The sequence below is a fragment of the Ruegeria sp. CE8 genome (genome assembly GCF_056537465.1).
On record NZ_JBQFRP010000003.1, the window covers coordinates 110219 to 123033 of the forward strand.

Consider the following 12815-nt stretch of genomic DNA (forward strand, 5'->3'; position numbering starts at 1 on the left):
ATGGCCGAGGCCAAGCTGCGGATCGACAAATGGTTGTGGCAGGCGCGGTTCTTCAAGACCCGCAGCCTGGCCGCCAAGCAGGTCAGCGGTGGCCACGTCAGGTTGAACGGAAACCGGGTCTTGAAACCGGCGCAGGCCGTGGCCCCCGGTGATGTTCTGACCTTCCCGCAGGGCCGTATCGTGCGGGTTGTACGGGTTGAGAAGTTGGGCGATCGCCGCGGCCCGGCACCCGAGGCGCAGACGTTGTACTCTGATATGACGGAAAAGAAGGACGTGCCTTCCAAAAATCCGGGATTTGAGGGAAAAGGTCGTCCGACTAAGAAAGATCGACGCGCGCTTGATCTTTCTCGCACCAAAGAGGGCTGATCCGCCCTTGAAGACAGTATAATACTGGATTAGCTAGACGCCCAAACCGCTAATGGGAATCCCACAATGACCTATGTTGTCACCGAAAACTGCATCGCCTGCAAATACACCGACTGCGTCGAAGTATGCCCGGTGGACTGTTTCTATGAAGGTGAGAACACACTGGTCATTCATCCCGATGAATGCATTGACTGCGGCGTGTGCGAACCGGAATGCCCCGCCGACGCCATCCGCCCCGACACCGAACCGGGCATGGATCAATGGGTTGAGTTCAACCGGAAGTATTCGGAACAGTGGCCGGTGATCGTGACCAAAAAAGACCCTTTGCCCGGTGCAGAAGAACGCGACGGTGAAGAGGGTAAGATGGAGAAGTATTTCTCTGAAGCACCCGGCGAAGGTGGCTAAGCGATTCGCTCATTGAACCGGTAGGTTCAATTGCCAATTCAAGACGTATGCCCCTGAAAAACATCAGGCTTTCTAAGGTTCAGGGGCGCTGGCCTTTCGGGCGTCGCAATTTTGTGATATACTCGGAAGCTGAATGATGAATGAGATGGGGATGACTCCGTAAGTATGCACACTTTGGAGTTCTGATTTTTTGACAAATTCACAGCCTGACCGGGCCTGATGATGGCACGGTTTGGGGTATTTTGTTGTCTGATCCTCGCTCTCGTAACCAAGGATGAACCTGTATGTCTAAGTCGAAAAAGCTTGAGTTCCGCCCGAACGACTATGTTGTCTACCCCGCCCATGGCGTGGGTCAGATCATCTCGATCGAAGAGCAGGAAGTCGCGGGATACTCACTCGAGCTGTTTGTCATTTCCTTTGAGAAAGACAAGATGACCCTGCGGGTGCCGACCAATAAGGTCACGGAATCCGGTCTGCGCTCGCTTAGCTCGCCGGACGTTATCAGCCAGGCGATGAAAACGCTGAAGGGCAAGGCCAAGGTGAAACGCGCCATGTGGTCGCGCCGGGCACAGGAATACGAGCAGAAAATCAACTCGGGTGACCTGATCTCCATCGCAGAAGTTGTTCGTGACCTGCACCGCACCGATGACCAACGCGAGCAGAGCTACTCTGAGCGTCAGCTGTACGAAGCCGCGCTGGAGCGTCTGACCCGCGAAGTCGCTGCTGTTTCCGGTGCCGATGAAGTGTCTGCTGCCAAGCAGGTTGATGAGGTTCTGACCTCGCGCGCTGCTGCCGCGTAACCGCAACAGTTTTCAATGTCCAAGCCGCTCTCGAAAGGGGGCGGCTTTTTTGTGTTCGCGGCTTGGTGAATGTCTGAATTGCCGTTAATTTCCCAATAGGCAGAGGCACGTAGATGGTGAATTTGAAGCAAACAGTTAAGTATCTGTATGTTGGGCACGACCCGATTTCGGTCTGGTTTCGGTATGTCCTGATCTTGTTTGATGCGGTCACAATCATTTTCTTCGTGGCCACAGCTAGGGGCGAGCACGGTCTGGGTTTCACAGTTGCCAGTCTGATCATAGGGTTTTTCATCGTTCTGGATTTTTCTGCACGGATGTGGATTGCGAAAGATCGGTGGAAGTTGCTGCGCAAAATCTACACGCTGGCCGATATAGTTGTGATCGTTTCTCTTCTGGTTGATCTTTTTTTGCCGTGGAACCTGGCGTTCCTGCGAATCTTGCGTGCTTTGCGTCTGATCCATTCCTATCATTTGCTCAGGGATTTGCGGCGCGACAGCGATTTCTTTCGCACGCATGAGGACGCGGTAATTGCAGCGATCAACCTGTTGGTCTTCGTATTCGCCACCTCGACGGCGGTTTTGGTGTTCTTCATCCCCGAAAATAGTCCGAACGCTTATATCGACGCGCTCTATTTCACCATGGCCACTCTAACCACGACCGGGTTCGGAGATATCACTCTGGCCACGCCCGCGGGAAAGCTGTTTTCGGTCTTTATCATGATTGTCGGCGTGGCGTTGTTCGTCCGGTTGGCCCAGGCAATCTTCATGCCGCAGAAAGTGCGCCACAGGTGCGCAAATTGCGGCCTGTACCGGCACGACCCCGATGCAGTGCACTGCAAACATTGTGGCGAAACGCTTAGGATTGAAACCGGTGGGACGAGTTAGATCGCTGCGGTCACTGCAGCCAAAAACGTAAGCTCTGCCAGTTGTTGTGATGCGCCCAGTACATCCCCTGTCTGACCGTTGATTTTGGCTTTGGCCAGCATAGCAAGGCAACCGACGGCCAGAGCCGAAAAAACAGTGGGGATCAAAGCGCTTGATCCAAGCAGCAATAAGGACAAGCCAAAAGCAAGGCCGAAACCAATTGCTGCAGTTTCGGCCTTTGGGCCTCCGACCGAATGGCTCAATCCGCTGTTTCGGGCGTTCGGCAGCACGGACATAAGCATCGGCATGAATGCGCGAGAAATGACGCAGGCCGCCAGAATTCCTGCGTATTCGCTTGCGGCCAGTAGGGCTGCAATCAATGCGACGCGTAGCAATTGCGTGAAGATCAGAGTCAGGACACCGTAGGCACCAATATGGCTGTCTTTCATGATTTCCAGCCGACGCTCGGTGGTGAAACCGCCCCAAAAACCGTCGACCGTGTCTGCAAGCCCGTCCTCGTGCATTGCTCCCGTAGCTATGACCAGACCCGCCACCAGGATCGCCGCGCTAGCCACTGCGGGCAGGCCAACAGCCATAACTGCCCAGCCGAAAGCGCAGGCCAGAAGGCCGACCACCAGCCCCACCAGTGGAAAAGCCCAGGCCGCGTTGGCTTGCCTTGAAAACACGTTTTCCGGCAGGCGCGGTATCGGCAGGCGCGTCAGCAGCACCAGCGACAGCGGAAAATCCCACGCGGAAAAGAGTTTGGTGTCGTTTTTGTTCACTCTCGCGCCTTTCGGGGTCTTGTTGGTTCGGACGCTTCGGTTAAACACACAGGACCACTCTGATGCAACGAGGCTTTGGATGCTGCCCGAACTGAATGACCTGAATACTCTCCGAGAAGCTCTGAAGAACGCGCCGGGACCGGATGGCGACGCGCTACAGGGCGCCGCTGACCGAAACGGACAACTGACGAAACCCCCTGGCGCATTGGGACGGCTAGAGGATCTGGCGATTTGGTACGCTGGCTGGCGTGGGGATGCCCGGCCGCAGATCTCTGCCCCGCAAGTCATCGTTTTTGCTGGCAATCATGGCGTTACTGCACAGGGCGTATCGGCTTTTCCACCAGAAGTGACCGTGCAGATGGTCATGAACTTTGAACATGGCGGCGCGGCGATCAACCAACTGGCCAAGGCGGCCGGTGCGACGATGGATGTCCACGCGCTGGATCTGGACCGGCCAACTGCAGATTTCACCACTGGCCCGGCCATGTCCGAGGATGAACTGCTGGAGGCGCTGCGTGTAGGGTGGGCAGCTGTCGACCCTGACGCGGATTTGCTGGTGGTTGGCGAGATGGGGATCGGCAACACCACCCCGGCGGCTGCCATCGCTTGTGCTTTGTTCGGCGGTGAGGCCGCGGACTGGACCGGTCGCGGTACCGGTGTCGACGATGCTGGTCTGGCCAATAAAACCCGCGTCGTGGCCGAAGGTGTGGCCCTGCATGGCGGATCCGGCGATGGGCTGGAAATCCTACGCTGTCTGGGTGGGCGTGAAATCGCGGCCATGGCCGGTGCCATCGCTGCAGCCCGTGCCCTGCGTATTCCGGTCATTCTGGATGGCTTTATCTGTTCGGCTGCTGCGACCTGCCTGGCCGATGCGTCCGAGGGCGCGCTGGATCACACCGTCGCAGGCCACCAAAGCGCCGAAGGGGCGCACGGTGCTGTGCTGGCCAAACTTGGAAAGGAACCGCTGTTGAGCCTTGGGCTGCGACTGGGCGAAGGCTCGGGCGGGGCGCTGGCCATCAACATCCTCAAAAGCGCTGTCGCGTGCCATTCCGGTATGGCGACATTTGCCGAAGCGGGCGTTTCGGACGGCTGATCAAAATGGCCTGATCCGCAAAAACGGGTCAGGCCGATTTCTTCGCGTGTTTTTCGGCCAGTTCCAGCAATTCGGTCTCAAGGTCTTTCTCAAGCTGCTGCGCGCGTTCAATGTACTTCTTGTTGTCTGCGGTTGGCATACCGGGAATCCACAATTCAGCCAGATCACGCACAGAAGACCGGTCATGGTGGTAAAAGGTCTGCTCGGCCTGCGCGGCCTCATATTCGCTCAGTCCAATGTTCTCCAGGACATAGCGGCCCGCCCGTAGCGACCCGTCGAACATCTCACGCACAATGTCGTTTGCACCGGCCTGATACAGCTCGTAGACATGGGTGCGATCATGCGCCCGTGCCACGATATGCAGGTCGGGGCGTTGGCGGCGGGCATAGCCGACCAGTCGTGTGACCTGTTTGGGGTCATCCATTGCGGCCACCAATACGGCCGCCTTTTCAATTCCAGCGGCGCGCAGCAACTCGGGCCGTGTCGGGTCGCCTAAGAATCCTTTGACGCCAAATCGGCGCATCAGTTGGATCGTCTCGATATCATGGTCCAGCACAACTGTCTTGAATCCGCTGGCCCGGACCAGCCGGTTTACGATCTGACCAAAACGCCCAATCCCCGCGATGATGACCGGGCCTTTTTCGTCGATCTCATCCGGCTCGGCCTGAGGAACGCCGTCACCGATACGGCGCGATAGCTGGTCGTAGATGATGAACAAAAGCGGTGTGATCAGCATGGTCAGCGCGATGATCATCAGCAGCTTTTGGGACAGATCCGGAGGAATGACGTTCTGCTGGGTCGAAAAGGCCAGCAGGACAAAGCCAAACTCGCCCGCCTGAGCCAAGCCCAACGTGAACAGCCAGTGATCCCGGCCGCGCAACCGGAATGCGCGCCCGACCAGAAACAGAATGATCCCTTTGGCCAATATGACCAGCAGTGCCAGCCCGATCAGGTCAAGCGGGTCGTTGAAAAAGTACCCGACATCAATGCCAGCGCCGACGGTGATGAAAAACAGCCCAAGAAACAGTCCCTTGAACGGTTCAAGATCGCTTTCCATTTCGTGCCGGAACTCCGAGCTGGCCAGAACAACGCCCGCCAGAAACGCGCCAAGGGCAGGGGAAAGTCCAACAAGGGTCATCAGGAAGGAAATGCCCACGACGATCATCAGCGCCAGCGCCGTATACATCTCGCGCAGGCGCGTGGCGTGTATGAAGCGGAAGAGGGGGCGTGTCAGGTAGATGCCCGCCAGAATGACAAAGGCAACCGCGCCAATCGTAACCAACGTGACGGCCCAGCCCGGCAAGCCTTCGACCAGAGACAGGCTGTGATGAGCCGCGTCATGCGCTGCGCCCGTACCTCGATCAATCGAGCCGTCGCTTTCGAGATGGGGAATTGCTGGCAGAGCCAGTAGCGGCAGCAAGGCCAGAATTGGAATGACAGCGATATCCTGGGTCAGCAGCACCGAGAACGTGGCCCGACCGCCATTTGTCTGCATAAGTCCCTTTTCCGAAAGGGTCTGCAGAACAATCGCGGTCGAGGACAGAGACAGGGTCAACCCGACAGCCAAAGCGACGGACCACGGGTGGTTTGCATACATGGCTACAGCGGCGATCGCGGCTGTGGACAGCAGAACCTGCAGGCCCCCAAGACCCAGTAGCCGATCCCGCATGTCCCATAGCGCCCTTGGTTCCAGCTCAAGCCCGATCAGGAACAGCATCATGACGACGCCGAATTCGGCCACATGCTGCAGGCTTTCAGTCTCGGCGCCGACCAGTCCAAAAACGGGACCGATGACAATGCCAGCAGCCAGATAGCCCAGAACTGACCCTAACCCCAGACGTGCCGACAACGGCACTGCTATCACGGCGGCAGCCAGATAGATTGAAGCCTGGTAAAGGAAATCGTCCATGTCTGTCCTCTCGGTCCGGTCAGGTGGGCAACGGTGCGTCGCGTTTAAGTTGGTCCATCACGATCTGGCTGTGCACCCGTGCCACTGCAGGATGCGGCAGTATCACTTGGTGAAGCAAGCGATTGAGCGCGGAAAGATCGTCGCAATAGACATGCAGCAGGTAATCTGCCTCGCCGGTCATCGTCCAGGCGCTGGTGATCTCGGGGCGGGTGTTTACCATGCGGGCAAAGCTTTCGGATTGTTCTGGGCCGTGGGTGCCCAGATGCACCTGAATAAAGCCCTGAACCTGCAGCCCCAGTTTCAGTGGGTCCAGCCGAGCGGCATAACCAGTGATGTAGCCTTCGGCCTCTAACCGTTGACGTCGACGCCCGGCCTGACTTGGGGAAAGGTTCAGCATTTCGCCCAGTTGATGCGCGGTCAGGTGGGCGTCCTTTTGCAGGGCAGACAGCAAACGCGTATCGGTGGAATCCAGCATATGCGGAATTTCTCCAAAATTTCTTAATTTCGTGCGTGATTTGCGCGCATGTATGCAGTTTACACGAAAACTATGCGCAGAAACAGCGCTTGATAAGGCGTATTTTGGAATCAGCAAAGAAATTCCTGTTTTTACGGAGACGCGCCATGGGTCCTTTCCCGCACAACGCCCCGAAATCTGTTATCAGCCCTGAAAACCCGGCCGGAACCGATGGGTTCGAGTTTGTCGAATTCGCCCATCCCGAGCCTCAGGAACTGCGCGATCTTTTCGCGAAAATGGGGTTTGAATTGGTCGGGCACCACAAGGACAAACCCCTCGTTGAGCTGTGGCAGCAGGGCGATGTAACTTACATCCTGAATGCCGATCCGGAAAGCTTCGCAGCCAAGTTCGTAGAAGAGCACGGACCCTGCGCGCCCGCGATGGGATGGCGTGTTGTGGATGCGCAAAAGGCCTATGAGCACGCGGTGGCTAAAGGGGCTGAACCCTACGAAGCGGCTGACAAAACCATGGACGTTCCGGCAATCAGGGGCATCGGTGGATCGCTGATCTATTTCATCGATCAGTATTATGAAACATCGCCTTACAATCACGAGTTCAACTGGACCACTCAGTCGAAGCCGCGCGGGGATGGGTTCTATTACCTCGATCACCTGACCCACAATGTCTACAAGGGCAATATGGACAAGTGGTTCAAGTTCTACGAGGACCTGTTCAACTTCCGCGAAATCCGGTTCTTCGACATTCAGGGCAAGTTCACTGGCCTGTTTAGCCGCGCGCTGACGTCGCCCTGCGGCCGTATCCGCATTCCGATCAACGAAGACCGGGGCGAAACCGGGCAGATCGTATCTTACCTGAAGAAATACAAAGGTGAAGGTATTCAGCACATCGCCGTCGGCAGCGAAGACATCTACGCGTCGACCGACGCGATTGCCGAAAAAGGTCTGAAGTTCATGCCGGGCCCGAACGAGGCGTATTACGAGATGTCCAAAGACCGCGTCGCGGACCATGAAGAACCTTTGGACCGGATGATGAAGCACGGCATTCTTATCGATGGCGAGGGCGTTCTGGATGGTGGAGAGACGCGGATACTGCTGCAAATCTTCTCGAAAACCGTGATTGGCCCGATCTTTTTCGAGTTCATCCAGCGCAAAGGCGATGATGGCTTTGGCGAAGGGAACTTTCAGGCTCTGTTCGAATCCATCGAGCGCGAGCAGATCGAAAGCGGTGAAATTTCAGCCGCTTAAAAGTTCTTCTTGAATCATGTGAAAGGCGGTCATTTAGGCCGCCTTTTTTGTGCCTTTAGCTTCGAGGCATCTTCAAGGTCACGTTCTTGCCACGCTTTTGATATCGCAGCTCGCTGTCACCGATGGCGATGACGCTGCCGCCGTCCAGCCTGTCTCCGACTTTCAGCTTTTTGTACCGGCCACTCGGCAACCGGACCAGGGCGCGCCGGTTGGCCGGGGTGCCGTAGACACCAATCAGGTTCAGTTTACGCAGGTTGATCGCATTGTCGATCGTCGCCTGTCGTGCCACCGAAGCGGTCGAGGGTATTTTGGGCGCAACGCTTTTCGGTTGGAAAGACCCTGGCTCATCGGAGCTTTGATCAATCGCAGCGGTCGACCCAAGATTAGCGGTCTGAGTGCTGGTCGGCGGCGCAAGCCCGGCGGGTCGCGTTTTGGGTCGTGGTACCCGAACGACAGCCAAAGCGGTCGGCGTGTGATCAACCTCGGTCTCTTCCTGCACGGACGCGGGGCGCAATTTCGGGCGCAGTACAGCCAGTTCCTCGCGCGTGCGCCCGCCCAGTTGCTGGCGCTCAAAGCTTTCCAACAGGTTACTGGGCCGTGGTTTTGGGCGGTATTGCGCCAGCCGGTCTGCTGGGTCTTCCTCAATTGGTTCCTGTTCGAACCTGACCGGAACGGCCGGAGGAACTTTGGCTGGACGGCCCAGATAAACAACAACCCCGTCGGGGTTCAGTGTTCCATCGGCACTGGGCGTGACCAGGCCGCGTTCGTCCAGATCGAATTGAGCACCAGCTTGCGCAGGCAGCGCGGACTGTTCGAACGGCAGGTCGGTTTCAAAACTGCTGACAGGGGGCAGCGCCACGGCGTCCTGCGACAGGTCTGGTTTGTCCAGTGTTGCAAGATACAGGTCTTCGGGCGGTGCCAGTATCGGGTCAGGCAGAGGGCCTGGAGCGGTAATCTCGATACTTGTCTGCGTTGCAGATTGCTGAGGCTCGGCGTCTTGCTCGACCTGTTCGACGGCGGTCGGCGCAACATTCAGCGCCTCTAGGATCGCGGCGTCGGTGGCGCTCAGGTCCGGAGCCGTTTCCTCGACAAGATCCAGTGCCGCTTCTTCATCCGGCGCAGGTTGCTGGGCTTCCGGTGGGGTAATGACCGCAATTTCCGGCTCGTCGACTACCTCTGGTTCCGGCGCTGCTTGGGTAATCTGGGTGTCACTGGCCAAGGGTTCAACGGCTGACTCGGTATCCTCGACCTGAACGGTGTCCGCTGCGGTAAGTTCCTCATCGTCGGGACCTGTCAGTGACCATATGGCCGCGGCAATGCCAACGATCACACAGGCCGCAGCCGCAGGAATGGCATACCGAGTGATGGGCTGAGTTGCAGGTGCGTTGGCTGGGGACTTCACCGTCGGGGCGGAGCGAAATTCTGTCGGGGTCTCGGATTCGGCAATTGCATGAACGGCGGGGCCGGGTTCGTTGGCAGAGGGTGCTTCTACCTCGTCTGGCTCAGCTACCGTCGGGGTGTTCGCATCGTCGACGTGGAACGTGGGTTCAGACGGGAAGTCCTGTCCTTCGACCAGGGTGCTGTATTGAACGGGGACAAACCCATGCTCAGTCGCAAAGCTCCGCGCTTCTTCCAGGGTTTGTTTGGCAACCGCCGCTACATGGATGACCGGACCATCTGTCGCTGTGTCAAAGGCCAATTCATCCAGTTCGTAAGGCGTGGCATCGGCCAGTTCGGCGCGCGCTTTGTCGGCGCTTTCTTTGGGGCCAAGCCCGTCGGTCGTTATGGACAGAAATCGCACCTGATCCGTTGGGATAACCAGCTTGCAGTTCAGGTCGTTTTCGAGGGCAAAGCCTTTGTCTCGCAATGCGACGATCTGCGTATTCAGGTCCGGCGCATCCAGAGAGACCTCGCCAACGCAGAACCAATCGTCGTCCGAATGGTGGTGCAAGGATATTCCGGTGCTAGAAAAAGACAGCGCAAAGGCGGGTTTCATAATCCGGAAGAACCATAATTGTCAGCATCTGTGCAAACGACTGTTCGTTCGCAGAGTGACATTAAAGCAGGATCCCGCCGAGGGAAAGAAAAAGCCGGTCTTTCCCCTTGTTCGGCAGACCACCGCCACCCCATGTTGGGACAAAGCAAATCGGAGGGAAGACCTTGAATAAAATCGCTTTTCTGGCCGCAGTATTGTCGATGTCGGTGGCCGGCCTCGCCCATGCGGAAGAACGTCGCATCACTGTTGACGCTGCGGGAACTGTGCAGGCCGCGCCTGACATGGCGACCATAACGCTGGGCGTCACCAATGAGGACGCGCAGGCGTCGAACGCCATGAAAGCCACATCGGACGCCGTGGCGCAGGTGCTGAATCGCCTGCAAGAGCTTGGGATCGAAACGCGCGACGTGCAGACCCGTGATGTGTCTTTGTCGCCGGTTTGGAACAATCGGAACAGCTCGACCGGAGATCGGCCGGAGATTTCCGGCTTTGTTGCATCGAATCGCGTTTTCGTCCGCGTTCGTGACCTGTCGCAGCTTGGAACGATCATGGACGCAGTTATTCAGGACGGCGCCAATGACTTTGGCGGGCTGAGCTTTGGTGTACAAGATCCCAAGCCGCTGGAAGCGCGGGCGAGGGCCAATGCGGTTGCAGAAGCAACGGCCAAGGCCGAACAGCTTGCACAGGCGGCAAACGTGACGCTCGGACCGGTTCAGGAGATCAGCGAACAGGTCGGCGGAGTTCGTCCCGTGGCTATGATGCGTGAATTCAGCGCCGCAGAAGCGGGTGGCGTACCGGTCGCTGGCGGAGAGGTTTCCGTTTCGGTCACCGTTACGATGGAATTCGAAATCTCTGAGTGATCTCAGGTGTTGGCGCGGGCTATCAGCGGTTGTCGTTGTTGGCCCGTCTGATCGAAATTGTCCGGTGATAGCCACGCCTCGAAAGCGCTGCGGATACGGGGCCATTCGCTGTCGATGATGGAATACCAAGCAGTATCCCGATTGCGGCCTTTATAGTGCGTAGCCTGTCGGAATGTGCCTTCGTAGGTGAAACCCAACCGCTCGGCCGCCCGGCATGACGGCGTGTTTAGTGCGTCGCATTTCCATTCATAGCGACGATATCCCAACTCGTCGAAGACGCGGCGCATCATCAGGAACATGGTTTCTGTCGACTGAGGTTTCCGTTGCAGCAGGGGCGAGAAGTGGATGTGCCCGACCTCAATCGCTCCCGCCGCGGGTTCAATCCGCAGGAACGAAGCCATGCCGACGGGTGTTTCGTTGCTGTCCAGTACTGTGTGAAACATTGGATCGGCGTCCATACAGTTTGCACGCGCCCAATCTTCAAACGCGTGTTCACTGTCGAACGGGCCATAGGGCAGGTAAGTCCAATTGTGGCCATCCGTGTCGTTGGCAAACGCCCGGAACAATCCGGGCGCGTGCCGGTTCACGTCCAGCGGCACGACGGAACAATGGCGGCCGCCCATCGGCGTATAAGGCGGGGTCGGGCGAGGGAAGTCGCCTGACACCGGCAGTCCGATGGGTTGGCCCAGATCGTTGGTATCGTGCCCGCTCATCTGTCAGGCCGATGCTTTGGCCAGCGCCTGGTCCAAATCCGCGATCAGGTCATCTGCGTCTTCGATGCCAATAGACAAACGCACAACGTTCGGGCTCGCGCCTGCGGCTTCTTGCTGCTCTGGCGTCAACTGACGGTGCGTGGTCGAGGCTGAATGGATGATCAACGACCGTGCATCGCCCAGGTTGGCCACGTGGCTGAAGATTTCCAGCGCGTTGACCAGTTTGATGCAAGCGTCATAGCCGCCTTTGACCGCGAAGGTGAACAGCGCACCCGCGCCCTTCTTGTAATGCGCCTTGACCCGTTCGTGATAGGGCGAGGAGGGCAGGCCAGCATAGGTGACGTATTCCACGCGGTCATCTGCCTCAAGCCAGGCCGCAATCTTTTGCGCGTTTTCGACGTGACGCTCCATCCGCAAGGACAGCGTTTCAATGCCCAGCAGCGTGTAATGCGCCGCCTGTGGGTTCATCGTCATACCCAGATCGCGCAGGCCGATAGCAATCCCGTGGAAGGTGAAGGCAAGCGGGCCGAAGGTCTCATGGAATTTCAGGCCGTGATAAGCCTGCTCCGGCTCGCTCAGCGAGGGGAACTTGTCATTTGCCGACCAGTCGAACTTGCCTGAATCCACGATGCAACCGCCGGTGACGGTACCGTTGCCGGTCAGGTACTTTGTGGTCGAATGCACCACCAGCGTCGCGCCCTGTTCAATGGGGCGGCACAGGTAAGGCGTGGCCGAGGTATTGTCGACGATCAGCGGAATGCCCGCAGCGTCAGCCACATCGGCCAAAGCGCGGATATCGGTGACATAACCACCGGGGTTGGCGATGGACTCGCAGAACACCGCGCGGGTGTTTTCATCTATGGCGTCCTTCACGGCGTCCAGATCATCGGTGTCGACGAACTTCGCCGACCAACCGAACCGTTTGATGGTCTGGCTGAACTGCGTAACCGTGCCGCCGTACAGACGGGTCGAAGCCACCACGTTGCAGCCCGGTCCCATCAGCGGGAACAACGCCATGATCTGTGCCGCGTGGCCCGAAGAACAGCACACCGCGCCGACACCACCTTCCAGCGTGGCGATGCGTTCCTGCAGTACGGCCACGGTCGGGTTGGTCAGGCGGGAATAGATGAAGCCAACCTCTTGCAGGTTGAACAAAGCGGCCGCGTGGTCTGCGTCGCGGAATACGTAGGCCGTGGTCTGGTAGATAGGTGTCTGACGTGCGCCAGTTGCCGGATCGGGCCGCGCGCCCGCATGAATTTGAAGCGTGTCAAAACCGTAGGTAGGGCCGTCAGACATCTTGGAAATCTCC

13 protein-coding genes are annotated in these 12815 nt (G+C 57.9%); 7 read left to right on the forward strand and 6 right to left on the reverse strand.

Translation table 11 applies throughout. The annotated features are described in order from the left end of the window. The 4 genes from ACR0AA_RS06225 to ACR0AA_RS06240 all read left to right on the forward strand — a co-directional run bounded on the left by ACR0AA_RS06225 (nt 1) and on the right by ACR0AA_RS06240 (nt 2455). Nucleotides 1-366 carry an RNA-binding S4 domain-containing protein gene (locus tag ACR0AA_RS06225; RefSeq protein WP_480661312.1) on the forward strand — a complete coding sequence of 122 codons (366 nt, stop codon included), beginning with the start codon at nt 1-3 and terminating at the stop codon, nt 364-366. A gap of 66 nt (nt 367-432) precedes the next feature. Then, a complete protein-coding gene (gene fdxA, locus ACR0AA_RS06230; RefSeq protein WP_480661313.1) occupies nt 433-771 on the forward strand; it encodes a ferredoxin FdxA in 339 nt (112 codons plus the stop codon). A gap of 284 nt (nt 772-1055) precedes the next feature. After that, nucleotides 1056-1571, forward strand: coding sequence for a CarD family transcriptional regulator (locus ACR0AA_RS06235; protein ID WP_480661314.1), 516 nt, complete (start codon nt 1056-1058; stop codon nt 1569-1571). Between the two features lie 113 nt (nt 1572-1684). After that, nucleotides 1685-2455: a potassium channel family protein gene (locus tag ACR0AA_RS06240; RefSeq protein ID WP_480661315.1), complete on the forward strand. Its 771-nt coding sequence runs from the start codon at nt 1685-1687 to the stop codon at nt 2453-2455. Here the strand turns inward: ACR0AA_RS06240 and cobS are convergent. After that, nucleotides 2452-3216: an adenosylcobinamide-GDP ribazoletransferase gene (cobS, locus tag ACR0AA_RS06245; RefSeq protein ID WP_480755676.1), complete on the reverse strand. Its 765-nt coding sequence runs from the start codon at nt 3214-3216 to the stop codon at nt 2452-2454. The genes ACR0AA_RS06240 and cobS overlap by 4 nt on opposite strands. A gap of 79 nt (nt 3217-3295) precedes the next feature. Between cobS and cobT the strand changes: the two genes are divergently transcribed. Next, nucleotides 3296-4309 (forward strand): nicotinate-nucleotide--dimethylbenzimidazole phosphoribosyltransferase, encoded by a 1014-nt coding sequence (cobT, locus tag ACR0AA_RS06250; RefSeq protein ID WP_480661317.1) that lies wholly within the window; start codon nt 3296-3298, stop codon nt 4307-4309. Nucleotides 4310-4337: 28 nt separating this feature from the next. Here cobT and ACR0AA_RS06255 read toward each other — a convergent pair whose 3' ends face one another. Together ACR0AA_RS06255 and ACR0AA_RS06260 are read right to left on the reverse strand one after the other, a co-directional pair. Then, entirely contained in the window at nt 4338-6218 is a 1881-nt protein-coding gene (locus ACR0AA_RS06255; protein WP_480661318.1) for a monovalent cation:proton antiporter-2 (CPA2) family protein, read from the reverse strand. A 19-nt stretch (nt 6219-6237) separates the two neighbouring features. Continuing rightward, the gene (locus ACR0AA_RS06260; RefSeq protein WP_239337826.1) at nt 6238-6693 is read right to left on the reverse strand and encodes an Lrp/AsnC family transcriptional regulator; all 456 of its coding nucleotides are present in this window, start codon (nt 6691-6693) and stop codon (nt 6238-6240) included. A gap of 146 nt (nt 6694-6839) precedes the next feature. On the opposite strand from ACR0AA_RS06260, the gene hppD reads away from it, so the two are divergent. After that, a complete protein-coding gene (gene hppD, locus ACR0AA_RS06265) occupies nt 6840-7937 on the forward strand; it encodes a 4-hydroxyphenylpyruvate dioxygenase (protein ID WP_480755677.1) in 1098 nt (365 codons plus the stop codon). Between the two features lie 55 nt (nt 7938-7992). Here hppD and ACR0AA_RS06270 read toward each other — a convergent pair whose 3' ends face one another. Next, nucleotides 7993-9888, reverse strand: a complete 1896-nt coding sequence (locus ACR0AA_RS06270) for a hypothetical protein (protein ID WP_480755678.1) — start codon at nt 9886-9888, stop codon at nt 7993-7995. 209 nt (nt 9889-10097) lie between these two features. Between ACR0AA_RS06270 and ACR0AA_RS06275 the strand changes: the two genes are divergently transcribed. After that, nucleotides 10098-10793, forward strand: coding sequence for an SIMPL domain-containing protein (locus ACR0AA_RS06275; protein WP_480661322.1), 696 nt, complete (start codon nt 10098-10100; stop codon nt 10791-10793). A 2-nt stretch (nt 10794-10795) separates the two neighbouring features. On the opposite strand, the gene ACR0AA_RS06280 is transcribed toward ACR0AA_RS06275, so the two are convergent. Together ACR0AA_RS06280 and ACR0AA_RS06285 are read right to left on the reverse strand one after the other, a co-directional pair. After that, nucleotides 10796-11506 (reverse strand): GNAT family N-acetyltransferase, encoded by a 711-nt coding sequence (locus ACR0AA_RS06280; protein WP_480755679.1) that lies wholly within the window; start codon nt 11504-11506, stop codon nt 10796-10798. Between the two features lie 3 nt (nt 11507-11509). Further along, nucleotides 11510-12802 (reverse strand): O-acetylhomoserine aminocarboxypropyltransferase/cysteine synthase family protein, encoded by a 1293-nt coding sequence (locus ACR0AA_RS06285; RefSeq protein ID WP_480661324.1) that lies wholly within the window; start codon nt 12800-12802, stop codon nt 11510-11512. Nucleotides 12803-12815: the final 13 nt, after the last annotated feature.